Source organism: Nocardia sp. NPDC004573 (genome assembly GCF_053602135.1).
This window is the reverse complement of the sequence record NZ_JBSGDA010000015.1, coordinates 153790-177434: the sequence shown is the minus strand read 5'-3', so window position 1 is coordinate 177434 and position 23645 is coordinate 153790. Positions and strand designations below refer to the sequence as shown.

Here is a 23645-nt window from a genome sequence, read left to right as displayed (position 1 = left end):
AGAGCCTCGAAGAACCTCGCCCTCAACTCCTCAGAAACCACGATCCCCACAACTCCCTGAAATCCAGGGTGTTGCGGGGATCGCTAGAACCCGCCTACTTGGGTTCGCGGCCCCTTTTCGTCGCTGCCTACAACCGCGCCTTAACGGCCGCCGATATGCGCGAGCCGTCGGCCTTGCCCGCGGCGAGTCCGGTGGCGATCTTCATCACCTGCCCCATCTGGCGCATCCCGGGACGCTCCCCGATCTCCTCGGCGACCTGCGCGATGGCGGTGTCGGCGAGATCGGCGACCTCCAGGTCGGTCAGCTGGGTCGGCAGGTACTCCTCGATGACGCGCGCCTCGGCGTGCTCGTTCGCCGCCAGTTCGCCGCGCCCGGCCTGCGTGTAGACCTCGGCGGATTCGTTGCGCTTCTTCGCTTCCTTCTGCAATACGGAGACGACCTCGGCGTCGGTGAGCTCACGGGCCTCCGAACCGGCGACCTCCGCGGTCTGGATCGCCGACAGCAGCATCCGCACTGTGGAAAGGCGCAGCGTGTCCTTGGCTTTCATCGCGGCGGTGAGATCCGCGCGCAGCTGCGATTTGAGTTCCGACATGCCGCTCACGGTAGCCGCTGCGGCGCGGCGGTCCCACTACATTTGCCGCGCGGCCCGATTTCCCGCCGGAAAAACGGGTGCTTGTGCGGAAACACACTCGGCGCTCCTGCGCGAGGTCACCTATGCTGGGCAAATGCCCGTGATCTCGACCTCTGCTGTACGCACGACCGCGCTGGGAGCCGCCGGGGCCGCGGTGGCCGGAATCGGCTACGCCTCGCTGGTCGAACGCAACGCCTTCGTCCTACGGGAGGCGACCATGCCCGTGCTGGCGCCGGGGTCGTCATCGCTGCGGTTGCTCCATCTCAGCGACCTGCACATGATGCCGGGACAGAAGCTCAAGCAACAGTGGCTGCGGGAACTGGACCGGCTGGAGCCCGACCTGGTGGTCAACACCGGTGACAACCTGTCGCACCAGAAGTCGGTGCCCGCGGTGGTCCAGGCCCTCGGCGGATTGCTCTCCCGCCCGGGCCTTTTCGTTTTCGGCAGCAACGACTACTTCGCGCCGGTGGCGAAGAACCCGCTGAAGTACTTCAAGAAGGACCACCGCCGCACCTTCGGCGCTCCGCTGCCGTGGAAGGACCTGCGCGCGGCCTTCACCGAGCGCGGCTGGCTCGACCTGACGCACGTGCGGCGCGACCTCGAGGTCTCCGGGATCCGCATCGCCACCGCCGGTGTCGACGATCCGCACCTGCAACGCGACCGCTACGACACGGTCGCAGGCGCCCCGAACCCGCTGGCCGATCTGCGGCTCGGCCTCACCCATTCGCCCGAGCCCCGAGTGCTGGACCGTTTCGCCGATGACGGGTACGACTTGGTGCTCGCCGGGCATACCCACGGCGGCCAGTTGTGCCTGCCCGGCTACGGCGCCCTGGTCACCAACTGTGGGATCGACCGGTCCCGGGTGAAGGGTCCGTCGAAGTGGGGCGAGCACACCCGGTTGCACGTCTCCGCGGGGGTCGGCACCTCTCCGTGGGCGCCGTACCGATTCTGCTGCCGTCCGGAGGCGACGTTGTTGACGCTGGTCGCCGCGCCGCCGAAGCGGCCGGGAGCCGACACGGGCCACGGAGTGTCGGCATCGGAGGCCATCGCCCGCTAAGGTCCCCTGCCGAGACGTGTGTCAGGTAGGGGACAACTGTGAGTGGATTCGACGACCGGCGCGACGACCCGACGATTCTGGGACGGCCCGCCGGGCCGCCGGTTCCTCGGCACCAGCCCACCCCCGCCCCGGGTTCCGCCTTTCCCCCGGCAAGAGACGACGTCGCCCCTCGCCCGCCGGACGACGGAGCGCATCCGCGGCAATCCGGCGCGCCGCAGGAGGAGCCCGGCGAGTACGGCCAACCAGCCCAGCCCGGCGTCACGCCGTGGCAGCGCGGCGGCCGAGAACAATTTCCGGGTAATCCGGAACAGTGGCAACCCAACTCGCAAGAGCACGCGCCCGCGTCCCCGTGGCAACCGGGAGCCGCGCCGACCGGCGGTGGCAGTCCGCCGCACCCGTGGCCATCCGACCCCGCCACTCGATGGCAGCCGGATCAAGAGCCCGCGCCCACACTCCAGTGGCAACCCGCCTGGCCGGGCGATCCCGCCTTGTCATGGGCGCCGGACGCACCCGCGCAGGCCGATCCGACCCTGCTCGCCCAGTCGCCGGGTGACCCGCAGTCAGGAGGGCAGGACCGAAACGACCCGACGATCCTGCCTCGAACCGCCGGACAACGGCCGCCGCAGACCGACCCGGATCCCGCCCACGGGCGCAACGATCCGACCATGCTCGGGCAACCGCTCGGCGCGCTCGACCAGTCCGGCCCTGCCCGCAACCGAAGGCTGACCGCCGTGCCCGACCTTGCCGACTCGACGCCGACCCAACTCGGCTATCCGGTCGATCGGGTGGGGCACCCGGCGCAAGGTGGGCAGTGGCAACCCGCGGGCGGCCCCGGACCATACGGCCCAGCGCCCGATGGTCGACCCGGCTACGGTCCGCAAGGCGGCTTCGGGGGACCGCCACCGAACCATCCGAACGCCCGCGACCGGGGACAACTCGTCCTGACGGTCGGCTTGGCGGTGCTGCTGGTGGGCGGTCTGGTAGCCGGGGCAGTGGCCTTGACGAGGACCGACAAGGATGAAGCCGCTCGGGACGCGACACCGTCGATGGTGAACGCGCTCACCACCACCACTGCGCCTGCGCCCACCCGGACCACCACCACATCCGCCCCCACGACAACCGCCCGGGGTTCCGGCGACAAGAACCCGGTCATCCCCGGGTTCCAAGTCGTCAGAGCGCCCGACAGCGGCGCGGCCTACGACGTGCCCGCCGACTGGACGATCGCGCCGCAAGGCACCATCGGCGGATTCGGCGAGCCACCGAACGCCGTCGCCGGCAAAGGCTTGGCCAGCGAGGGCAAGGGCTACTGCCCCGGCTCGACCCGGACCGTCGCTTTCCTCACCGGCTCGAATACTTCCGATCCGGGAAAGGCGGCGACCGAACTCGGCACGAGGACCGCCACGCTCGCCTACAAGGCGACGCCCGGCGGCACGCCCGGATTGCCCATGCCGCTGGCGTCGCTCGACGGTTCCCAGCACGGCATGTTCGTGGAGACCAAAGGCACCGTCGCCGACGCCAAGCCCGGCTGCGCGAAGACGTACTCCGTCTACACCGCCGCGTTCCCCAACGAAGAGGGGAACTTCGTCATGGTGATCGCCGCCGACACGGGCGTCCCGCACGCCCTCGACGCCGAGACCGCCAAGCGCATCTTCACCAGCATTCGCCCCTCCGCAGGCTGACTGACCTGCCGGTTTAACGTCTCGCGCCACCCTGTTGTAAGCTACTCCAGGTTCGCTTCACGGGGTGTGGCGCAGCTTGGTAGCGCGCTTCGTTCGGGACGAAGAGGTCGCAGGTTCAAATCCTGTCACCCCGACTCGTGGTTGAGACGACGGTAAGGCCCCTGACCGGTGCATGGTCAGGGGCCTTTCCCGTTGCCGAGTCAGCCACAGTGATGCCGACGAGTAGCGACAAGGTAGCAACCGGAAGCAGGCGCGAATCCGCGCGGCGGTGGCAGCCGAACCGCCCCCGGTTGCGCCGAACGCCGGTTAGCCTCGGAACAAGATCGACCGAATCCGAAGGGCGACACCGGTATGCGCGGACCCACTTCCCCATCCACGACAAACGAGGGTCTGCTCGCAGGCAAGACCGCGGTGATCACCGGAGCCAGCCGTGGCATCGGCTTGGCGATCGCGATCAGGTTCGCGGCGGAGGGCGCGAACGTCGCCATGATCGCCCGCACCCAGGAGCCGCATCCCAAACTGCCCGGCACCATCCACACCGCCGCCGCCCGCGCCGAAGCCACAGGCGGAGCCGTGCTGCCGCTGGTGGCCGACGTCCGCGACGACAAGGCGCTGGCCGACGCCGTCGAGCGGATCGTCGAGCGTTTCGGGGGCATCGACATCCTGGTCAACAACGCCGGATCGGTCGATCTCACCGGTGCGGAGCGGATCGGCATGCAGCGCTACGACCACATGCAAGCCGTCAACCTCCGCGCCCCGTTCCTGCTCTCCAAACTGGCGCTCCCGTACCTGCGCGACTCGGCCCGGGCCGGGCGCGACCCGCATATCCTCACGCTCTCCCCACCCCTCAACATGAACCCCGAGCACGTCGGCAACGGTGTCGCCTACACCGTCTCCAAATACGGCGTCAGCATCGCCACGGTCGGTCTGGCGCACGAATTCCGGGCCTACGGCATCGCCGTGAACTCGCTGTGGCCGCGGACGAAAATCGACACCGCCGCGGTCCGAAACCTGCTCGGCGGTGCGGAAGCCGTCGCCGCATCCCGCACCGCCGACATCTGCGCCGACGCCGCCCTGCGCGTGGTGACCAGCCCCGCCGTGACCAACACCGGCCGGCTGCTGCTCGACGAAGAGGTTCTCGCCGCAAACGGAATCACCGATCTGGACCGATATCGCGTCGCCCCGGGCGATGGCGCGCTGGCCCCCGACCTTTTCATCGATGCGTAGCGAAACGCTCGCCGTCGCGCGAATCAGCGGCTTACAGCGCCTTTCACGCACCAGGCCGATCCTCGTGCGTAGTCCTGTTGCCCGCTGCTGTGCGGCGATCGTGATCGTCACCAGAACGACTCGAGAGACCGCTGTTACGCGCACGCGCGACCGGACTCGGCCATTCGTTCCGCGCTGCCGGTCCCGCGGCCGCTGCGAACGCTCGCCATCGCCGGTGCACTCGACACGGTGCGGACCGGCGGTCCTTCGTAGGTTGGTCCGGCCGGATGCGGGAATATCATCGCTAGAACCTTATTTCCGCAATCGACGAAAGGTCCGCAGATGAGCAAGCCCGTCGATAGCGCGCCCGCGGACAAACCGCTGTCCGGGAAGACCGCGCTGGTCACGGCGGCCTACACCGGGATCGGCAGGTCGATCGCGAAAACGCTTGGCGCGCAGGGTGCACGGGTCGTGGTGCACCATCCGCACTTCCCCGAGCCCGCCGCCGACGTGGTGAAGGAGATCACCGAGGCCGGCGGCACCGCGCTGGCGCTCGCGGCCGATATCGCCGATCGCGGCGAGTACGAGGAGCTGGTGCAGGCACTACTGGAGGAATGCGGCGGGTGGCATCTGCTGGTCAACACCGCGGCGGTGCCGGAGTCCGAGCCGTTCCCCAAGCTCAGCTCCGAGGCGTTCGACAGCGCGTTCGCGGCGACGGTGAAGGGCGTCTTCCACGGCCTGCAGCTGGCTTTGCAGCACTTGGCCGACGAAGGCCGGATCATCTCCGTGTGCGACCCCGCCGACCCGGGCAGCGCGGTGCACGACGCGACGCGCGGCGCGGTCGAGCAGCTCGGCCAGGCCGTGGCGCCGGACTTCGTAGCGCGGCGGATCACCGTCAACACGGTCAGCTATGGCGTCGGCACGACGGACAACGCGGAACTCGAGACCGCCCTCGCCGCGCTGCAGCCGACCGAGCCGAGCGCGGTGGTCGCCTATCTGGCCGGCGCCGCGGCGAGCACGGTCAACGCACAGGTCATCCGGCTCAACGGCACAAGCGGCCGCTGACGGCGCGATTCCCGACCGGCGCGCCCGCCCGGCGGCGAGCGCGCCGCCGGGCGATCACGCGACGACCGTGCCGCCGTAGGAAGTGAATCCCCGGCCCAGCGCCTGACAGGTGAAGCTGCCGTGGAAGCCGACCTGGCACGAGGCGCCCGCGTGCTCGATGATCGGACCCCACTGTCCCGAACCGGTCTTCACGTCGTAGATGCTGGGATTGCCGCCCGGCAGGGTGTAGGGCGTGCCCGGGTGGAAGGTGGGATGCGCGGGCAGCCAGGGCTGGTCGATCGCGATCTCGTCGACCGGCACCGGTACCGGGACGTAGGTCTCGCCGATGTAGTAGCTCAAACGCAGTGGAGCGGCGAAATCACATCCGAGCGAGCCGTCGGCGAAGATCGCGCAGTTCATGCTGCCCACCGAGAAGTGGACCGTGCCCGGGTCGGCCTGAGCGGTACCGGCCGCGAGAATCGGCGCCACCGCTACGGCGGCGAGTGATCCGGCGAACTTCGTGCTGCGCTTCATACCGTCTCCTTGTTGCTTCGCTGATGGACAACCGACTCGATGAGTCTGTCGATCCGGCGCGGGATTCCGTTTCGCCTCCCTTGCCGGACCGGTCGGCGGGGCACAGCGCCGCGACCGGCGCGGTGAGCAGACGCTAACGCGGCGATAACTTACGGACACTCCATCGAAATGGGAGGTCAATAGCGTATACAGGCATGTCGACACGGATAGCGACCCTGGCGGACGCGGCGGGCAAACCGCTGCGCGACGTGGTGTACGCGGCGCTGCGCAGCGAGCTCATGAACGGAGACATCAAATTCGGCGAACGGCTGACCGAACCGAAACTCTCCGCGCGCTTCGGCATCTCGCGCACGCCGATCCGCGAAGCGCTGACCGTCCTGTGCTCGGACGGACTGTTGCAACGTGAAGAATACGGCTTCAGTCCGGTACGGCCGAGCATCCCGCTGATCCGTGACCTGTACGAGCTGCGAATCACGCTGGAGCTGGGCGGTTTACAGCGCGCGATGACCAATCCCGCGGTAACCCACGATCGGGAACTCCTCGAATCCGAGCGCGCCGCCTGGCTGGAGCTGCGCGCCGACCCGCCGGAACAGGAACCCGGTTTCGTGGTGCGCGACGAGGAATTCCACGTCACTCTGCTCACCGCGGCGGGCAACACGGAGATGGTGCGGGCACTGAAGGCGGTCAATTCCCGCATCCGCCACGTACGGATGTACGACTTCATGGTCAACAACCGGATCGAGACCACCATCGCCGAGCATCTCGGAATCCTGGACGCCGTACTGGCCGACGACCTGGCGCTCGCGTATCGGCTGCTGCACACGCACATCGGTGAATCACTGGACGTGGTGCTCGAACGAGTCACCCGAGCGATCGCGGCGATGTCGCTGGCAACGGATTAGCAGGGAGCGGTTGTGAGTCTGGAATTCGATACGGTGCTCGTCGCCAATCGTGGCGAGATCGCCTGCCGCATCCTGCGGACGGCCCGGGCGCTGGGGCTGAAGACGGTCGCCGTGTACTCCGACGCCGATGTGAGCGCGGCGCACGTCGAGATGGCGGACGTCGCCGTGCGGCTGGGACCGGGCCCGGCGGCGGAGTCGTATCTGCGGGCCGAGGTGGTGGTCGAGGCGGCACTGACCGCCGGAGCCGGAGCGATTCATCCCGGCTACGGCTTTCTCTCGGAGAACGCCGATTTCGCCGGCGCGGTCGAGAACGCGGGCATCGCGTTCGTCGGACCGACCCCCGAGCAGTTGCGCGTCTTCGGGGACAAGCACACCGCACGCACGGCGGCGCGCGCGGTCGGCGTACCGCTCATTCCGGGCAGCGGCCTGCTCGAATCGGCCGATCACGCGGTGGCGGAGGCCGAGCGGATCGGCTTTCCCGTGATGCTGAAGGCGGTCGGCGGCGGTGGCGGCATCGGCATGCAGGCCTGCTTCGGCCCGGACAAGGTGCGCGCGGCCTACGAGCGGGTGCAGCGCATCGCGGCCGCGAACTTCGGTTCGGCGGGCGTCTTCCTGGAACGTTTCGTCGCACGCGCCAGGCACATCGAGGTGCAACTGTTCGGCGACGGCCATGGCCGCGTGGTCAGCCTCGGCACCAGGGACTGTTCGCTGCAACGCCGCAACCAGAAGGTGATCGAGGAAGCGCCCGCGCCGGGGCTCGCCGCGGAGCTGTCACAGCGCCTGCTCGCCGCGTCCCGGGAACTCGCCCGCTCGGTCGGATACCGCTCGGCCGGGACGGTGGAGTTCGTCTACGACGCCGACAGCGGCGCCGCGTCGTTCCTGGAGATGAACACCCGTCTGCAGGTGGAGCATCCGGTCACCGAGGCGGTCACCGGCGTCGACCTGGTGGAATGGATGCTGCGCCTCGCCGGCGGCGACACCTCGATGGTCGACGAACAGCCCGAGAGCGGCCCGCCGATCACCGGTCACGCGGTGGAGGCGCGTGTCTACGCGGAAGATCCCGGCCACGACTACCGCCCGAGCGCGGGCCTGATCACGGCCGCGCACTTCCCCGACGACGTCCGGGTGGACACGTGGGTCGCCACCGGTTCGGAGGTCAGTCCGTACTACGACCCGCTGCTGGCCAAGGTGATCAGCACCGGCGAGAACCGAGCGGACGCCTTCGCCGGGCTGCGCACCGCACTCGCCGGGACCCGGATCTACGGCGTCCAGACGAATCTGCCGCAAGTGCGCCGAGTCGCGGCCGACAGCCGGGTGCTGCGTACCGAGCACACCACCACCACGCTGGCCGAGATCCGCCCGGTCGGCCGCCGCATCGACGTGCTGCGCGGCGGCACCATGACGACCGTGCAGGACTACCCCGGCCGAATCGGTCTGTGGGAGGTCGGCATTCCCCCGTCCGGCCCGATGGACGACCTCTCCTTCACCCTCGCCAACACCGCGGTGGGCAACCCGGCCGGCGTCCCCGCGCTCGAATGCACCTTGCAGGGCCCGCAATTGCGCTTCTCCGACACCACCGTCGTGTGTGTGACCGGTGCGCCTGCGCCGGTGACGGTGGACGGCCGCCCGGTGGCGATGTGGGAGCCGGTCATCGTGGCCGCGGGCGCGGTGCTGGACATCGGCGCACCCGCCGACACCGGCCTGCGCACCTATCTGGCGGTGCGCGGCGGTATCGATGCGCCGCTCTACCACGGCAGCGCGGCCACCTTCACCCTCGGCGGATTCGGCGGTGTGACCGGAAAGGCGGTGGCGACCGGCGACGTGCTCGGCATCGCTTCGGTGGACACCGGCGCACTCGGCGCACCCGCCGCGGTGCCGCCGGGAGACCGGCCCGCCTTCACCCATGACTGGCAGCTCGCGGTCGGCGTCGGTCCGCAGACCGCGCCCGCGTACTTCACCGACGCCGACATGACCCAGTTCTGCACGCACCCGTGGCGGGTCGGCAGCCACGCCAACCGCACCGGCATCCGGCTGGAGGGACCGAAACCGGCCTGGTCGCGCACCGACGGCGGCGAGGCCGGGCTGCACCCGTCCAACCTGCACGACAACCCCTACAGCGTGGGCGCGTTGAACGTCTCCGGTGACACGCCCATCCTGCTCGGGCCCGACGGCCCCAGCCTCGGCGGCTTCGCCTGCCCGCTCACCGTGGTGTCCGCGCATCGCTGGCGGATGGGCCAGTTGCGTCCCGGCGACACGGTGCGGTTCGTGCCCGTCGACGACGACAAGGCGGCCGCGCTGCGCGCGTCCAACGGCAGCCGCGTGCCGGATCTGCCCACCGGTTCTCCCGCCGCGCTGCGGGATCGCGGTGTCCTCGGCGGCATCGAGGCGTCACCGGACCGTCCGCAGGTGCGATATCTGCGCGGCGGCGACGACAACGTCCTCGTCGAGTACGGCGAGATGGTGCTGGATCTCGGGCTCCGCATGCGGGTGCACGCGCTGTCCGAAGTCCTCGCGAGCGTCCGGCTGCCCGGCATCCTCGACGTCACCCCTGGCGTCCGCTCCCTGCACATCCACTTCGACCCCGAAGTGCTGCCGCACTATCGGTTGCTCGGCACGTTGGCCGAACTCGAAGCCGAGTTGCCCGCCACGACCGATCTGGTGGTGCCGAGCCGCACCATCCGGCTGCCGCTGTCGTTCGACGACCCGTCCATCGCCGAAGCGATCGACCGTTACCGCAGCGGTGTGCGCGACACCGCGCCGTGGCTGCCGTCGAACACCGAGTTCATCCGCCGCATCAACGGGCTCGGCAGCGTCGACGACGTACGCGCCACCGTCTTCGACGCCGAGTATCTGGTACTCGGGCTCGGTGACGTGTATCTCGGTGCGCCGCTGGCGGTTCCGCTCGATCCGCGGCACCGCCTGGTCACCACCAAATACAACCCGGCGCGTACCTGGACCCCGTCGGATGCCGTCGGCATCGGCGGCAAGTACCTGTGCGTCTACGGGATGGCCTCACCGGGCGGTTATCAGCTGATCGGCCGCACGGTGCCGATCTGGTCCAGCTATCGGCAGTCCGCGCCGTTCGAGGCGGGCACGCCCTGGCTGTTCCGGTTCTTCGATCGCATCGTCTGGGAACCGGTCGGCGCGCAGCAGTTGCTCGAATACCGCGCCGCGGCCGCTGCGGGCAGGTTCGACGCCGAGGTGAGCGAGGGCAGTTTCGCGCTCGCCGACCATTTGCGGTTGCTGCGCACCGAGGCCGGTGCGATCGCCGAGTTCGAGGCCAGGCAGGCCGCCGCGTTCGAGGCGGAGAAGGACGCGTGGCGGGCGGCGGGCGAGTTCGAACGCGGCGCCGTCGCGCCCGTCGCCGCACCGATCCACGACCCGCTGGCGGGGCTGCCCGCCGACGCGACCGTCGTCACCGCACCGATGATCGGCAATGTGTGGCGGGTGGAAGTCGAAGCCGGTCAGCGGGTCGCGGCGGGTGCGGCGGTGGCCGTCCTGGAGGCGATGAAACTCGAATTACCTGTGCACAGCCCGGCCGCGGGCACCGTGCTCGAGGTCCTGACCACGTCCGGCGCCAAGGTGGAGCCGGGAACGCCCCTAGTAGTGATCGGAGCCGACTGAATGCCCCCAGGCGTCCTAGGCAACATCGCAGCCGACCCCGTCGCACGCGTCGCGGCCGCCTATCGGCGAATCGCCGAAGTCGATCGGCCGGAGGTGTGGATCACCCTGCGACCCGAGTCCGAGGTCGCCGCCGAGGCGGCCACGCTCGCACGGCGGCTCGCCGCCGGAGAGACCCTGCCGCTGGCCGGAGTGCTGGTGGCGGTGAAGGACAACATCGATGTGGCGGGCCTGCCGACCACTGCGGCCTGCCCGGAGTTCGCTTATCAGCCGGAAGCGACCGCGGCGGCGATCGAGCGATTGGTCGCGGCGGGCGCGCTGGTGCTGGGCAAGACGAACTTGGACCAGTTCGCCACCGGGCTGGTCGGGACACGCACCCCGTATGGCGCGGTGCGCAACGCCCTCGATCCGGAGTTGGTGTCGGGCGGGTCGAGTTCCGGTTCCGCCGTGGCGGTGGCCCTCGGCATCGCGGACATCGGGATCGGCACCGACACAGCGGGTTCCGGGCGCGTGCCCGCGGCATTGCACGGGATCGTCGGACTCAAGGCCACCTTGGGCGTGATCCCGGCGCACGGAACCGTGCCCGCGTGCGCGGATTACGACGCCGTGACGGTCTTCGCCGCCGACCTCGATTCGGCGGTCTCCGCGGCCGCGGTGATGGCGGGCCCCGAGCCGCGCGACCCGCGCAGCCGGGTCTGGCCCGCCGACGTGCGGCTGGCCGCCCCGCTCGCGCCGCGCATCGCGGTGCCACGCCCGGAGGATCTGGCCCCGCTCAGCGAGCCGTATCGACAGGCGTTCGCGCGCACCGTCGCCGGTGTCGTCGAAACCGGCGCGAAAACCGAGGAAATCGACGTCTCCGTCCTGCTCGACGCCGCACTGCTGCTCTACGACGGCGCAATCGTCGCCGAACGCCATGCCGCGGTGGGCACGTTCCTGGACACCGCTCCAGCGGGCGCCGATCCGACGGTCGCCGCCATCATCGGGGCGGCGCGGGAGAAGTCCGGCCCCGCGTTCGCCGCCGATCTGGACACGCTGGCCCGCGCGAAGGCAGCAGCCGCCGACCTGCTGCGCGGATATGACGCGCTGCTGCTGCCGACCACCACCGAGCATCCGAGCATCGCCGCGGTCCAGGCCGATCCGATCGGCATCAACCGGCGGATGGGCACGTACACCAACTTCTGCAATCTGCTGGACATGGCCGCCGTCGCCATCCCGGGCGCACCCACCACCGACGGCGCTCCGTTCGGGGTCATGCTGGTCACCCCGGCCTTCGCCGATCAGGTGGCCGTCGACATCGCCGCCCGCCTGCTCGGCCTGGCGAACGCGCCGTTGCTCGTCGACCAGGGTGTCGACCTGGCGGTCTTCGGAGCGCACCTGCGCGGGCAGCCGTTGCACTGGCAGCTCGAGCACCTCGGCGCACGCTTCCTGGGCGCGGTGCGCACCACCGACGCCTACCGCCTGACCGCGCTCGACACCACCCCGCCCAAGCCGGGACTGGTGCGGCACGGACCGGGCCGCGGCGCTCCGATCGAGGGTGAGCTGTTCCGGGTCTCCGCGGCCGGCTTGGGCGTCTTCCTCGCCGAGCTCCCCGCTCCGATGGCCCTGACCAGTATCGAACTCGCCGACGGGCGCGACGTCGTCGGATTCACCTGCACCCACGATGCCGCGGCGGCCGCCACCGACATCACCCATCACGCGAGCTGGCGGACGTACCTGCGGCATCGTTCGTAGCTCCCGCTTCGCACCGATGGCCCATGGCCGCGAGGATTCCTCGCCGCCATGGGCCCTTTGCGTCTCCAGCACTTTAGACATTTGTGCTAGACATCCGTACCAGGCATGTGTTAGACATTTGTCTAAGACATATGGTCAAACTCAGTGGGAGTCGAGGAAGTCATGAGCCCCAAGTCCGCAAGCAGCCAGCTCCGTGTACTCGTCGCCGGCGGCGGCATCGGCGGCAATGCCGTTGCCCTGCAACTGCTCCGGTCCGGCATCCGGGCCACCGTGGTGGAGCGCGCGGCGACGCCGCGACCCGGTGGGCAAGCCGTCGACCTGCGCGGCCCCAGCCGCGAAGTGGCCGAGCGGATGGGCATGATGCCGGGCATCCGGCAATACCAGCTCGATGAGCGCGGCATGAGGTACGTCGACGACGCGGGGCGCGAAATCCTCCGCATGCCCGCCGAGCTCTTCGACGGCAAGGGCGGGGTCGCCGAAATCGAAATCACGCGAGGCGATCTCAACCAGGTGCTGCTCGATCTGCTCGCCGCCGAGGGCGGCGTCGATTACCGGTACGGGGAGTGGATCACCGAGATCCGTCAGGACGACGCCGGCGTCGACGTCACCTTCGCCTCCGGTACGGCAGAGCGATTCGACCTCGTGATCGGCGCGGATGGACTGCATTCCGCCACGCGCCGGATGGCTTTCGGCCCGGAGGAGCAATTCGCGACGTATCTGGGCGGCTACATGTCGTTCTTCACGCTGGAGCGACCGGAAGACCTGGAGCCGCACTGGTTCACGATGCACTCGCTGGTCGGAGCGACCGGGCTCGGCATGCGTACGGACGCGGACCCGGCCACCTGCAAGGCGCTCGTGGTGATCCGCGCGGCGGCGGATCCCGCTCTGCGCCGGGATGTCTCGGCACAGCAGCAGTTCATCCGCGACCGGCTGGCCGGCGGCGGCTGGGAATCCGCCCGCATCGCGGCGGCGATGTCCGAGGCGCCGGACTTCTACTTCGACGAGCTGGCTCGGATCGACATGCCGAGCTGGGTCCAGGGCCGGGTGGTCCTGCTCGGCGACGCGGGGTACTGCGGTTCACCGCTCACCGGGCAGGGAACCGCGATGACACTGGTGGGCGCGTACGTCCTCGCCGGTGAACTCGCCGCGCAGGCCGACAACCTCGGAGCAGCCCTGGCTCGTTACGAAGAGGTGCTGCGCCCCTTCGTGAAGACGGCCCAGCAGTTGCAGCCCGGCGGCCTGAGCGCCATGACGCCGAAGTCCCGCTTCGGCATTCGCGCGGGCCACGCCCTCAGCAAGGTGATGATGTCGAAGGCGATGCGACCGGTGATGATGCGGATGTTGAGCAGGACGGAGACCTACGACCTGCCCGACTATTCGGCGGCGACCGTCTGAGCCGTCCGCCGTCGGCTCACGCCTCGACCGGAGTTCCGCGCGGCTCCGGTCGACGGCGTGCCGGAATCAGCCGATCACGGTTCGGTCATCGAGCAGGAACGGAAGCACGAAGTCCCGCAGTATCGCTCGTTCTTCGTCCTCGCCGCCGCCGGGCAACGTCAGCAACGACACCATCGCCCGCACCACCCATCGACCGACGCGCTCGGCCGCGACGGCGGGCAGTCCGGGGCGGAATCCGGCGACGAAGTCCGTGGCGAGCGCATCGACCACACCCGCCGAATTCGCCAGTTCGGCGACGATGCCCGCGTTGGACGGCTCGAACCAGACCGCCAGATGCGGCGTTTTCCGCACCTCCGCGAGCAGCGCGGTCAGTGTGTCGAGCAACTGCTCTCCCGGCTCCGTGCTCGTAGGCGCACCCCGATCCCGCCAGACGCGCTCGATCAGTTGCCGCGCCTCCCGTCCCGCGAAGGCCACGTAGAGCGCCTGCCGATTCTCGAAGTAGCGATACAGCGTCGCCCTGGAACAGCCTGCGGCGTCGGCGACTTCGGCCATGCCGACCCCGCTGACGCCCTTGGCGATGAACAGCGCGCGCACCGCGTCGAGAATGCGCTCACCGGCCAACTCGGCGCGGCCGTCGGCCAGCCAATCGCCACTCATGCCATGTCCTCTCCTACCGCACGCGCCTCACACCGCCCGACCTGGCCACTCAGCTCCTGCACCGGAACGGCACAGTAGTCGGCCTGCGAACATACGGCCCGTTCGCGTACTCGACCGCGTCGATGTCGACCACGTACTCGGGAAACCGGTCGAGCAACTCCTCGAGCGCGACCCGGGCCTGCATCCGCGCGGCCGCCGCGCCCAGACAGTGGTGCGGTCCGTGCCCGAAGGTCAGGATCCGCTGCGGATTCCGGTCGATGTCCAGCTCGGCGGCGTCGGCGCCGAACGCCCGTTCGTCCCGGTTGGCGGATCCGAACACCAGCAGCACCTTCCGCCCGGCGGGCACGGTCTTCCCGGCAAGTTCGACATCACGCGTCGCGGTTCGCGCCAATCCCTGCACCGGCGAGGTGAGGCGGGCGAATTCCTCCACCGCGACGCGGATCCGGTCCGGTTCCGTGGCGAGCGCGGCGCGCTGGTCCGGGTGCTGTTGCAGCAGTTGCACCGCGCCGCCCAGCAGGCCCGTCGTGGTGTCGTTGCCGCCTGCGACCATGGTCCAGGTGTAGGCGAGAATCTGGACCAACCCCCGCAAGTCCATGTCGTCGGCCGCCATGCCGGCCTGGACCAGCAGGGACACCGTATCGTCGCCGGGATCGCTGCGCCTGCGTTTGATCAGGTCCGCGAAGTACCCCATCATCTCCGCCGACGCCGCCCGCGCCTTGGTGTTCGTCCGATCGATGCTGCCCGCGACGACGGCGTCGGTCCAGCCGTCGAACCGTGCCCGGTCCTGCTCCGGAACCCCGAGGTAGTACGCCACCACCATGCTCGGCAGCGGTTTGAACAGCTGCTCGACGATGTCACCGCCGCCCTGGGCGGCGATGTCGTCGAGCCGGTCGCGCACGAACCGGCGGACCACCGGTTCGACGTCCTCGACCTGGCGCGGGGTGAACCCGCGCGCGACCAGCCTGCGAAAGTCGGTGTGCTGCGGGGGATCCTGCATCACCAGCGGGGGGTTGTCGGTCAAGCCGAGTTCGTCGAGTTCCCCGTATTCCACCGTCAGCCCGTCGCGCGAGGAATACGTTTCGCTGTCCCGCGCCGCGGCGTAGACGTGCTCGTGCCGAGTGAGTACCCAGTAGTCGTTCTCCGGACGGACGTCCGGCACGATGTGCGCCACCGGGTCGTGCTCGCGCAGCGCCGCGTACATATCCCACGGCGACGCCCAGGTGGGGCCGGAACGGAGTTGGAAGACCGGAGCCGCCCGATACGCAACGTTCGCCATGTATCGACAGTAAGACAAAATCGCCCAACTGTCTAGAACACGTTTCATATCGGGCGGGCCGATCACCCACCCGACCGGCCCAGCCACACCATCTCGTCTCGGATTCGGCGCCGCCCACCTGTCGGTTACCTTCGGCAGCGGCAACAACAGTTGATTGCCGGTCAGCTCCAGGAAGAGCCTGCGCGAGCGACCGCGCCGCGTTCCGCGTCCACCGGGCCGGCCACCCCTCGTAGACCGGCCCGGCGGACACCACCCCCGAGGTTCGACCTGTCACCCCTCGAGACAGGTCGTTCCTCGGTCCGCACCTTCGGTGCTGGGCTTGTCCCTCCCGTGCGACAAACAATGCAGGCTCGGGCTTGGCGCGGACTTAAGAACACCTTGCAAGATCAAAAAGGCAGGTGAGCGGAGCTTTATCGAGTAGTGCCCGGCAAGTTCCTACCGCCCTGCCGTGGATCGCGGGATGATGGTGAGGAGTGCGCCAACGAGATCGGGAGCGACGATGGAAACCGTGGTGGTCTGGATTCTGGCCAGCCTGCTGTATTGGTGGGGCCTGCTGTAGGTGTCCGAACCTGGCCGCCCAACCCGGCCAGGTCTACTACAGTACGTCGTTCAGCCTTCGCGATCCCCACGCATCCGAACTGCGAACGGACCGCAACACATACTCCGCGCGGGAACTCGCGCGTAACGATGGGCGCGCCCGACTCGCCCCTGTGCGCGGCGCGGCGACCGCCGTGACGGAATCCGTCGCATGCACCGCACCGCGTGTCGGATCCCGGCGTATGCCCCGGCAGCACGGGCCATGCCCGAGGACAACGCTCGATACTCGATTCCGGTTGGTTCCGAGAAGGAGTGCAGATGCTTACTGTCCTGCCCATCAGGTACGTCGCCGATCTGGAAGCGTGCCGGAAGTTCTATGCCGGACTCGGGCTGGCGCTCGATCCGAATGCGAGTCTCGATGTCTGGGCGCAACTTTCGGCCGATGCGGGCGCGGTCGGGTTGCACGATTTCCGAGTGTCGAAGGGGCGCCACGCCGGAGCGGTCGAACTCGGGTTCGCGACCGACGAGAAACTGGAAGTGGTCGCGAACCGGCTGCGCGAGCGCGGCTACGACTACGAGATTCACGACGAGGACTTCGGTCGCAGCCTGCGGGTTGTCGATCCGGACGGCGTGACACTCCAGATCCAGGAGATCGATATGACTATCGCCAAGGCCTCCGAATCCGCCTTGGCCATGGACACGCGCGACGAGTGACACCGGCGAGCTCCGTCCGATCAGCGCTACGGGCGGGCCTTCATCGGTGGTACCGAGGCCCGGCTTGCCCGTTCGCTGCTCATCACCGGATAGCCGGGGCGACAGGTCATCGGAGACCGTTGACGGCTATCTTCGTCACTTCCGCCAGCAGGTCGTTGTTCGCCTCGGCGTTCGCGTCGGACTTGCGGCTCAGGATCGCGATCACGATCGGTGCCCGCCGGCCCTCCGGCCAGACGATCGCGACGTCGTTGGCGCAGCCGTAGGAGCCGGTGCCCGTCTTGTCCCCGGTGACCCAGTTCGCGGGCAACCCCGCGCGAATGCGCTTGTCACCGGTGGTATTGGCCTTCAGCCAGGCGACCAGCTGGTCGCGCTCGGAGGCGCCGAGCGCGTCGCCAAGCGCGGCGGCGCGATAGTCCGCGGCCAGCGCGGCGGGGGTGGTGGTGTCCCGTTCGTCACCGGGAATCGCGGTGTTGAGTTCGGTCTCCCAGCGGTCGAGCCTGCTGGTCGGATCGCCGAGCGTGCGCAGGAACGCCGTGAGCCCCTCCGGGCCGCCGATCTCGCGCAGCAACAGGTTGCCCGCGGTGTTGTCGCTTCGGGTGATGGCGGCCTCGGCCACTTGCGCCAGCGTCATCCCCTCGGCCACCGCGGCGCTGGTCACCGGGGAGTTCGCGACCAGATCCGCCTCGTGGAAGCGAACCACCCGATCGAAGTATCCCGTGTCGAGCGGACGCGAACGCAGCAGCGCGGCCGCCGCCAGGGTCTTGAAGGTGGACAGGAACGGGAAACGCTCGTCGGCGAGATGGGTGACCGTCCGGCCGGTGCCGGTGTCCACCGCGAACAACCCGACCTGCGCACCGTAGCGGGCCTCCAGAGCCGCCACGCTCGCGTTCGCGGCGGGGCCCGCCTGCACGCTCGATGTGATCGAACCCGGCTGGACCGCCCCGGTTTCGGCACCGCAACCGGCCAGCAGCGCCAAGGCGGCGGCCAGCGCCACCCGATGGTCACGTGTCAGCCGAGGCATGCCATCACTCTGGCACCCCGGCACCCACCGGGCAAACAGGATCGGGCGGACACGCCGGAGGCAACCGCGCGTCCTCGAACACGCGGCTGCCTCCGGCGTGGATGTCAGCTCTGCGCGCCGCCGTCGAGTCCGGCGCGCACGCCCTCCTCGACCCGCTTGCCGAGATCGGCGTCCACGTTCTTCCAGTACTCGAAGACCCTGCCGAGCACCGGTTCCCGCACACCGCCGAGCACGTGGCCGACGATGTTGCGCACCAAGCGCTCGCGCTGCGCGTCGTCGAGCACCTCGCGCACCAGCGTGCCCGCCTGGGTGAAGTCACCGTCCTCGGCGTGCTGGACGTAGCCGGCCCGCACGATGGTCGGGTCGAAGTCCCAGATGCCGCCGTCGGGCGCCTGCCGCGCGTCGGCGTGCGGGCCGCCGAACGAATTCGGCGCGTACACCGGCACATTCGGGTCGTTGTGGTGGTACCGCATGGCGCCCTCCTTGGAGTAGGAGTTGACCTCCGCGGCCCTGGCCTGGTTCGGCGGCAGCTGCGCGTAGTTGGTGCCGATGCGATAGCGGTGCGCGTCCGCGTAGGCGAAGACCCGGCCGAGCAGCATCTTGTCCGGCGAGAAACCGATGCCGGGAACGACGTTCGACGGCTCGAACGCGGCCTGCTCGATGTCGACGAAGTAGTTGCGCGGGTTGCGGTTCAGCGTCCACTTGCCGACCTCGATCAGCGGGTAGTCCTTGTGCGACCACACTTTTGTCAGGTCGAACGGGTTGAACCGGTAGCCCTCGGCCGCCGCGACCGGCATCACCTGCACGTACACCGTCCAGCTGGGGAACTCGCCGCGCTCGATCGCCTCCCACAGGTCCTTGCGGTGGTAGTCGGCGTCCTCGCCCGCGATCCGGTCGGCGTCGGCCTGGGTCAGGTATTCGATGCCCTGGTCGGTCTTGAAGTGGTACTTGACCCAGAAGCGCTCCCCGGCGGCGTTGATCCACTGGTAGGTATGCGAACCGTAGCCGTTCATGTGCCGGTAGGTCTTCGGGATGCCGCGATCGCCCATCAGCCAGGTCACCTGGTGCGCGGTCTCCGGACGCAGCGTCCAGAAGTCCCACTGCATGTTGTGGTCGCGAAGGCCGTTGCCCGGCAGCCTTTTCTGCGACCGGATGAAGTCCGGGAACTTGATCGGGTCCTTGATGAAGAAGATCGGCGTGTTGTTGCCGACCAGGTCGTAGTTGCCGTCTTCGGTGTAGAACTTCACCGCGAATCCGCGCGGATCACGCCAGGTGTCCGGGCTGCCCTGCTCACCCGCCACGGTGGAGAAGCGCGCCAGCGACTCCGTTCGCGCACCGGGCTGGAAAAGCTTGGCCTTGGTGTACTCGCTGACGTCGTGGGTCACGACCAGCTCACCGTAAGCGCCCGCGCCCTTGGCGTGCACGATGCGTTCCGGCACCCGTTCGCGGTTGAACTGGGCCAGCTTCTCGATGAGGTAGTGATCGTGCAGCAGGATCGGGCCCTGCGTGCCCGCGGTGAGCGATTCGTCGTCGCTTTCGACCGGGATACCGGCGTTCGTCGTTGTCGGCTTGGTCATAGGTGGCTCCTCGGCTGGTGAACATCAGTCCCGGGAGGGCTGCCCCGGGCGGCAAAGGTGCGGACCGCTATTCGGAACGGCAGGACGAGCACATCCCCCAGAAGACGACCTCGGCTTCATCGACCACGAATCCGTGCGCGTCCGAAGGGTCCAGACAGGGGGCATGGCCCACGGCGCAGTCGACGTCCGCGACCGCACCGCAGTTTCGGCACACCAGATGGTGGTGGTTGTCACCGATCCGGGTCTCGTACCGCGCGGACGAGCCGGCGGGCTCGATCCGTCGCAGGATCCCGGCGCGTACGCAGGCGTGCAGGACGTCGTAGACGGCCTGCGTGGACACCGAGCCCAGCGTTTCCCGGACGGCGGCGGCCACCGCGTCGGCATCCGAGTGCGGCCGCGCGGACACCGCGTCGAGCACCGCGAGCCGTGGTGCGGTGACACGCAAACCCGCTGCTCGCAGCCACTCTCGTGGGGTGGTTCCGGTGGTGTGCATGCTTCGATTCTGACCGCTATCTGGAATAAGTCAAGAAAATAATCTGGAATCAGTCAAGAAAACTCTCGGGTCCGGGACGCCGACCGGCAACGACGCGGGCTTCTCGATACCGAGCGGCACCTGAATCGAAGTGGCGAGCATCACAAATTCGGGGCGGAATAGCTTCCGAGGGCACGTGGTTGAAACCCCTGTCGGCGTCCGGACAGCCCCGGGCCGCACCCTTCGTCGCTACGAGCGACCACCCGCCGAGAGGCGCTTGTGGGACGTCGACACCCACCGTCGGCGTCCGGACAGCCCCGGGCCGCACCCTTCGTCGCTACGAGCGACCACCCGCCGAGAGGCGCTTGTGGGACGTCGACCACGGTGGGGACACCACCGGGTGTCCGAGCTTGCAGCGCCGCCGGGTTCTCCGCGAACCCGGCGGCGCTGTCGTTTGATATCGAACGTCCAGTTTCTCGCCACACGCCCGGTCTGTTGGGGCTCTGAACTGGCAGGAGGGCGCTAGCCTTTGCGTATGGGGCGTTTCGGTGGGTTTCTGGCGGGAATCGCGGCACTGTCACTGGTGGCGGGCAATCTCTTCGCCGGAAGCGCGGCCGCCGAGCCAGGCGATCAGCTGCGGTGCTCGGTCACCTCGGGGCGCGATCTGGAACGGGCGGCCCCGGAACAGGTCGGATTGGATTCCGGGAAGCTGCGCGAAGCGCTGACCTTCGCGGCCGGGCGGAACCGGTTCAACGTCCAGGTGTTCCGGCACAACTGCCTGATCGGCGAGGGGCCGACGAACGGGCAGACCGGCAATGTGGCATGGAACATCTGGAGCTCCACCAAGAGCGTCGTATCCTTGCTCGCCGGAATCGCATCGGACCAGGGGAAACTCGACCTCGACGCGCCGATCGACCGCTACTTGCCCGCAGGGCTCGGCGATGCGGCACACCGATCGATCACCGTGGAGAATCTGCTCACCGAGACCTCGGGCATGCGGGTGGGTGTGCTCACCGAGGGCGTCACCGGGGTTATTCCGGTCGACCCGGACAGCGCGGTGCAGGCGTTGGGTGTGCCGCTGGACAACCCGCCGGGCACTGTCTTCACCTACAGCCAGCGCAATGTCGACCTGCTCGCCTACGTGCTGGAACTGGCCGTCGGCGAACCTCTGCAAGGGTTCGCCCAGCGCGAGTTGTTCGATCCCCTCGGGATCCTGCGCAGCGACTACTACTGGGCTCGGGACCGCTCCGGGCACACCTACGGCTACGCGCACCTGATGATCCCGCCGAACGACTTCGCGAAGCTCGGCCTGCTGGTGAGCAACGACGGGCGCTGGGGCGGACAACAACTCGTCTCCCTGGACTACCTGCGCAAGGCGCGCACGCCCTCGCCGACGAACGCCTGCTACGGCTACTTGTTCTGGCTCGGGAGCGGGTGCGCCGAGATCGCCGACTTCCTGCCCGACGACGTGTACGCCATGGCGGGACTCGGGTTGCAGAACGTCTTCGTCATCCCGAGCCTCGATCTCACGGTGGTGTGGACCGGTGTCTTCGGCAACGTCAGCAGCCAGGGCGTGTCCGGGGTCGTACAGAACACTCAGGAGTTGCCCTACGAGTTCTTCCGCAAGGTGTTCGACGCGTTCGACACCCGTCCGGTGCCCGACCCGGGCCCGTACGTCGAGCCGCCGCTGCGACTGGACCCTCGCCGCTTCGTCGACGCGGACATCCTGATCGCGGTCTTCGGGCTCGGCCCCGCCGCCTACCCGGGGTGCAACGTCTTCGCCTGCTTGAATCGCCCGCTGGACCCGCCATTCGCGGACACCGCGCCGGGGTGCGCCATCCTGGCCTGCCTCGGACCCGATCCGCGCACCCCCGGCATCCGCTGAACGACCGCGCGATAGCTATCCGGCGGCGGACAGATCCGTGACCCAGCCGTGCACCGCATCGGTGCGCAAGGCCGCATGGTGACGTTTGCGCAGCGCCTGGGAGACCGGACCGGGAACGCCGTCGGCGACCAGGCGGCCGTCGACCTCCACGACCGGGGCCGCACCGGACGAGGTGCCGGTGACGAACACTTCGTCCGCGATGTACAGCTCGGTGAGATCGACGGCGCGTTCCACCACCGGGATGCCGTCTTCGGCCGCCAAGGTCAGCACGGTCCTGCGGTTGATGCCGTCGAGGATGTCGCAGGAGACGTCGGGCGTGATCAAGGTGCCGTTGCGGACGAGGAAGATATTCGCCGCGCTGAGTTCGCAGACGTGCCCGTTGCCGTCGAGGAAGACGCAGTCGTCGTACCCGCTGTCGATCGCGTCCTGCTTGGCCAGCACCGAATTCACATAGGCTCCGTTGACTTTCGCCCGCGACGGAATCGCGTTGTCCGGAATGCGCCGCCACGGGCTGGACTTCAGGCGCATGCCGTCCTGCGGGACGATCGGCACCGCGTCATAGACGAACATGCTGACCTGAATCGCGCAGCCGCGCACCCTGGTGCCCGGAATCGACTCGACCACGTGCACCGTCGCCCGGACGAAAACGTCTTCGCGCGGAGCGTTCGCGGCGATCAATTCCACTACGGTCGCCCGGAATCGCCCGAAATCCCATTCCGCCGCGAACCGATCGATTCCGATGATCTTGCAGGATTCCTCGAGCCGGCGGAAATGGTCGTCCAGCCGGAAGGCCGTCCGCGCTGCCCCATCCACGTGCACCGGAAACACGGTGTAGACGCTGAGTCCGTACAACACCGCCGACGACGCGACCCCCACCGTGGCAGCGTCAGCCGCAACGATCCGGTCGCCGAGATACACGTGAGGATGAGGATTCGCCATCGGCGCAGGCTAACAGCCACGCCCCGCGACGAGCGAGACCTTTTCGGCGGCCGTTCAGTCGTACTTGCCGACTTCGGCGATCCGAAGCCGCCGCATTTTCCGGAACGTGCGCCCCGTTGCCAGCAGTAGACTCGGTCCTCGTGACCGAACCCGAGCGCCGACCTTTGCGCGCCGACGCCCGTCGCAACCGCGAGCGGGTCCTGGCAGCCGCGCAGGAAGCGTTCGCCGCGGAAGGCCTCTCGGTGCCGCTGGACGAGATCGCCCGGCGGGCCGGTGTCGGCGCGGGTACCGTCTACCGGCACTTTCCCACCAAGGAAGCGCTGTTCGAGGCGGCGATCGTGGATCGGGTGGACCGCATCATCGCCCTGGCGAGGGAACTGGACGACGCCGCGGAACCGGTGGCGGCGTTCTTCGACCTCCTGGCCCGGCTCGTGGCGGAGGGCAGCGTCAAGCGCGATCTCGCCGACGCCGTGGGCGGCCCGGACGCGCCGGAATACCTTCGGCCGGTACACGGGCTCAACGCGGCCATCGGCACGCTGCTCACCCGCGCTCAGCAGGCTGGTGGCGTGCGCGGCGACATCGAGGTCGAGGATTTGATGCGCGTCATCAAGGGTGCGTTCCTGGCCACCCATGGCACCGCCGCCACTCCAGCGCAGCGCGAGCGAACCTTCGCCGTCGTCTTCGACGGACTGCGCGCCCGCTGATCGGTTCCAGAAGTGGCTCCCCGGCCTCCGGCGGCGGACCCATCGCCCATCCCGGTCGGCAAC

General features: G+C 68.9%; 19 protein-coding genes and 1 tRNA gene. 12 read left to right on the top strand and 8 right to left on the bottom strand.

Going from position 1 to position 23645, the window contains the following annotated elements; translation table 11 throughout:
* Positions 1 to 127: 127 nt before the first annotated feature.
* Entirely contained in the window at positions 128 to 592 is a 465-nt protein-coding gene (locus tag ACWEKR_RS23295; protein ID WP_452356241.1) for a GatB/YqeY domain-containing protein, read from the bottom strand.
* A 133-nt stretch (positions 593 to 725) separates the two neighbouring features.
* On the opposite strand from ACWEKR_RS23295, the gene ACWEKR_RS23290 reads away from it, so the two are divergent.
* The 5 genes from ACWEKR_RS23290 to ACWEKR_RS23270 all read left to right on the top strand — a co-directional run bounded on the left by ACWEKR_RS23290 (position 726) and on the right by ACWEKR_RS23270 (position 5638).
* The gene (locus ACWEKR_RS23290) at positions 726 to 1688 is read left to right on the top strand and encodes a metallophosphoesterase (RefSeq protein ID WP_452356240.1); all 963 of its coding nucleotides are present in this window, start codon (positions 726 to 728) and stop codon (positions 1686 to 1688) included.
* 38 nt (positions 1689 to 1726) lie between these two features.
* Complete coding sequence (locus tag ACWEKR_RS23285) at positions 1727 to 3367, top strand: hypothetical protein (protein ID WP_452356239.1); 1641 nt, start codon at positions 1727 to 1729, stop codon at positions 3365 to 3367.
* Between the two features lie 60 nt (positions 3368 to 3427).
* A tRNA-Pro gene (locus ACWEKR_RS23280) sits at positions 3428 to 3501 on the top strand.
* A 217-nt stretch (positions 3502 to 3718) separates the two neighbouring features.
* Positions 3719 to 4594 carry an SDR family oxidoreductase gene (locus tag ACWEKR_RS23275; RefSeq protein WP_452356238.1) on the top strand — a complete coding sequence of 292 codons (876 nt, stop codon included), beginning with the start codon at positions 3719 to 3721 and terminating at the stop codon, positions 4592 to 4594.
* Between the two features lie 321 nt (positions 4595 to 4915).
* Entirely contained in the window at positions 4916 to 5638 is a 723-nt protein-coding gene (locus tag ACWEKR_RS23270) for an SDR family NAD(P)-dependent oxidoreductase (protein ID WP_452356237.1), read from the top strand.
* 54 nt (positions 5639 to 5692) lie between these two features.
* Here the strand turns inward: ACWEKR_RS23270 and ACWEKR_RS23265 are convergent, their stop codons facing one another.
* Positions 5693 to 6151, bottom strand: coding sequence for a hypothetical protein (locus ACWEKR_RS23265; RefSeq protein WP_452356236.1), 459 nt, complete (start codon positions 6149 to 6151; stop codon positions 5693 to 5695).
* 194 nt (positions 6152 to 6345) lie between these two features.
* On the opposite strand from ACWEKR_RS23265, the gene ACWEKR_RS23260 reads away from it, so the two are divergent.
* The 4 genes from ACWEKR_RS23260 to ACWEKR_RS23245 all read left to right on the top strand — a co-directional run bounded on the left by ACWEKR_RS23260 (position 6346) and on the right by ACWEKR_RS23245 (position 13800).
* Complete coding sequence (locus ACWEKR_RS23260) at positions 6346 to 7053, top strand: GntR family transcriptional regulator (RefSeq protein ID WP_452356235.1); 708 nt, start codon at positions 6346 to 6348, stop codon at positions 7051 to 7053.
* Between the two features lie 12 nt (positions 7054 to 7065).
* Positions 7066 to 10677, top strand: coding sequence for an urea carboxylase (uca, locus tag ACWEKR_RS23255; protein ID WP_452356234.1), 3612 nt, complete (start codon positions 7066 to 7068; stop codon positions 10675 to 10677).
* Positions 10678 to 12405, top strand: a complete 1728-nt coding sequence (gene atzF, locus ACWEKR_RS23250; RefSeq protein WP_452356233.1) for an allophanate hydrolase — start codon at positions 10678 to 10680, stop codon at positions 12403 to 12405.
* A 144-nt stretch (positions 12406 to 12549) separates the two neighbouring features.
* Positions 12550 to 13800: an FAD-dependent monooxygenase gene (locus ACWEKR_RS23245; RefSeq protein ID WP_452356232.1), complete on the top strand. Its 1251-nt coding sequence runs from the start codon at positions 12550 to 12552 to the stop codon at positions 13798 to 13800.
* Between the two features lie 66 nt (positions 13801 to 13866).
* On the opposite strand, the gene ACWEKR_RS23240 is transcribed toward ACWEKR_RS23245, so the two are convergent.
* Together ACWEKR_RS23240 and ACWEKR_RS23235 are read right to left on the bottom strand one after the other, a co-directional pair.
* Positions 13867 to 14457 (bottom strand): TetR/AcrR family transcriptional regulator, encoded by a 591-nt coding sequence (locus tag ACWEKR_RS23240; protein WP_452356231.1) that lies wholly within the window; start codon positions 14455 to 14457, stop codon positions 13867 to 13869.
* 49 nt (positions 14458 to 14506) lie between these two features.
* Entirely contained in the window at positions 14507 to 15733 is a 1227-nt protein-coding gene (locus ACWEKR_RS23235) for a cytochrome P450 (protein ID WP_452356230.1), read from the bottom strand.
* An 855-nt stretch (positions 15734 to 16588) separates the two neighbouring features.
* On the opposite strand from ACWEKR_RS23235, the gene ACWEKR_RS23230 reads away from it, so the two are divergent.
* Positions 16589 to 16984, top strand: a complete 396-nt coding sequence (locus ACWEKR_RS23230) for a VOC family protein (RefSeq protein ID WP_452356229.1) — start codon at positions 16589 to 16591, stop codon at positions 16982 to 16984.
* 106 nt (positions 16985 to 17090) lie between these two features.
* Here ACWEKR_RS23230 and bla read toward each other — a convergent pair whose 3' ends face one another.
* From bla to ACWEKR_RS23215, 3 genes are all read right to left on the bottom strand, one after another.
* Complete coding sequence (bla, locus tag ACWEKR_RS23225; RefSeq protein WP_452356228.1) at positions 17091 to 18005, bottom strand: class A beta-lactamase; 915 nt, start codon at positions 18003 to 18005, stop codon at positions 17091 to 17093.
* 104 nt (positions 18006 to 18109) lie between these two features.
* Positions 18110 to 19582, bottom strand: coding sequence for a catalase (locus tag ACWEKR_RS23220; protein WP_452356227.1), 1473 nt, complete (start codon positions 19580 to 19582; stop codon positions 18110 to 18112).
* Positions 19583 to 19649: 67 nt separating this feature from the next.
* Positions 19650 to 20075 (bottom strand): Fur family transcriptional regulator, encoded by a 426-nt coding sequence (locus ACWEKR_RS23215; RefSeq protein WP_452356226.1) that lies wholly within the window; start codon positions 20073 to 20075, stop codon positions 19650 to 19652.
* Between the two features lie 514 nt (positions 20076 to 20589).
* Here ACWEKR_RS23215 and ACWEKR_RS23210 point away from each other — a divergent pair.
* Positions 20590 to 21939 carry a serine hydrolase domain-containing protein gene (locus ACWEKR_RS23210; protein ID WP_452356225.1) on the top strand — a complete coding sequence of 450 codons (1350 nt, stop codon included), beginning with the start codon at positions 20590 to 20592 and terminating at the stop codon, positions 21937 to 21939.
* 15 nt (positions 21940 to 21954) lie between these two features.
* On the opposite strand, the gene ACWEKR_RS23205 is transcribed toward ACWEKR_RS23210, so the two are convergent.
* On the bottom strand, positions 21955 to 22878 hold the full coding sequence (locus ACWEKR_RS23205) for an aminotransferase class IV (RefSeq protein ID WP_452356224.1): 924 nt from the start codon (positions 22876 to 22878) through the stop codon (positions 21955 to 21957).
* Positions 22879 to 23018: 140 nt separating this feature from the next.
* Between ACWEKR_RS23205 and ACWEKR_RS23200 the strand changes: the two genes are divergently transcribed.
* On the top strand, positions 23019 to 23582 hold the full coding sequence (locus ACWEKR_RS23200) for a TetR/AcrR family transcriptional regulator (protein WP_452356223.1): 564 nt from the start codon (positions 23019 to 23021) through the stop codon (positions 23580 to 23582).
* Positions 23583 to 23645: the final 63 nt, after the last annotated feature.

Coding starts and splice junctions, on each gene's coding strand:
- ACWEKR_RS23295 (WP_452356241.1), bottom strand. CDS start 592: ATGTCGGAACTCAAATCGCAGCTGCGCGCGGATCTCACCGCCGCGATG.
- ACWEKR_RS23290 (WP_452356240.1), top strand. CDS start 726: ATGCCCGTGATCTCGACCTCTGCTGTACGCACGACCGCGCTGGGAGCC.
- ACWEKR_RS23275 (WP_452356238.1), top strand. CDS start 3,719: ATGCGCGGACCCACTTCCCCATCCACGACAAACGAGGGTCTGCTCGCA.
- ACWEKR_RS23270 (WP_452356237.1), top strand. CDS start 4,916: ATGAGCAAGCCCGTCGATAGCGCGCCCGCGGACAAACCGCTGTCCGGG.
- ACWEKR_RS23265 (WP_452356236.1), bottom strand. CDS start 6,151: ATGAAGCGCAGCACGAAGTTCGCCGGATCACTCGCCGCCGTAGCGGTG.
- ACWEKR_RS23260 (WP_452356235.1), top strand. CDS start 6,346: ATGTCGACACGGATAGCGACCCTGGCGGACGCGGCGGGCAAACCGCTG.
- atzF (WP_452356233.1), top strand. CDS start 10,678: ATGCCCCCAGGCGTCCTAGGCAACATCGCAGCCGACCCCGTCGCACGC.
- ACWEKR_RS23240 (WP_452356231.1), bottom strand. CDS start 14,457: ATGAGTGGCGATTGGCTGGCCGACGGCCGCGCCGAGTTGGCCGGTGAG.
- ACWEKR_RS23235 (WP_452356230.1), bottom strand. CDS start 15,733: ATGGCGAACGTTGCGTATCGGGCGGCTCCGGTCTTCCAACTCCGTTCC.
- ACWEKR_RS23230 (WP_452356229.1), top strand. CDS start 16,589: ATGCTTACTGTCCTGCCCATCAGGTACGTCGCCGATCTGGAAGCGTGC.
- bla (WP_452356228.1), bottom strand. CDS start 18,005: ATGCCTCGGCTGACACGTGACCATCGGGTGGCGCTGGCCGCCGCCTTG.
- ACWEKR_RS23220 (WP_452356227.1), bottom strand. CDS start 19,582: ATGACCAAGCCGACAACGACGAACGCCGGTATCCCGGTCGAAAGCGAC.
- ACWEKR_RS23215 (WP_452356226.1), bottom strand. CDS start 20,075: ATGCACACCACCGGAACCACCCCACGAGAGTGGCTGCGAGCAGCGGGT.
- ACWEKR_RS23210 (WP_452356225.1), top strand. CDS start 20,590: ATGGGGCGTTTCGGTGGGTTTCTGGCGGGAATCGCGGCACTGTCACTG.
- ACWEKR_RS23205 (WP_452356224.1), bottom strand. CDS start 22,878: ATGGCGAATCCTCATCCTCACGTGTATCTCGGCGACCGGATCGTTGCG.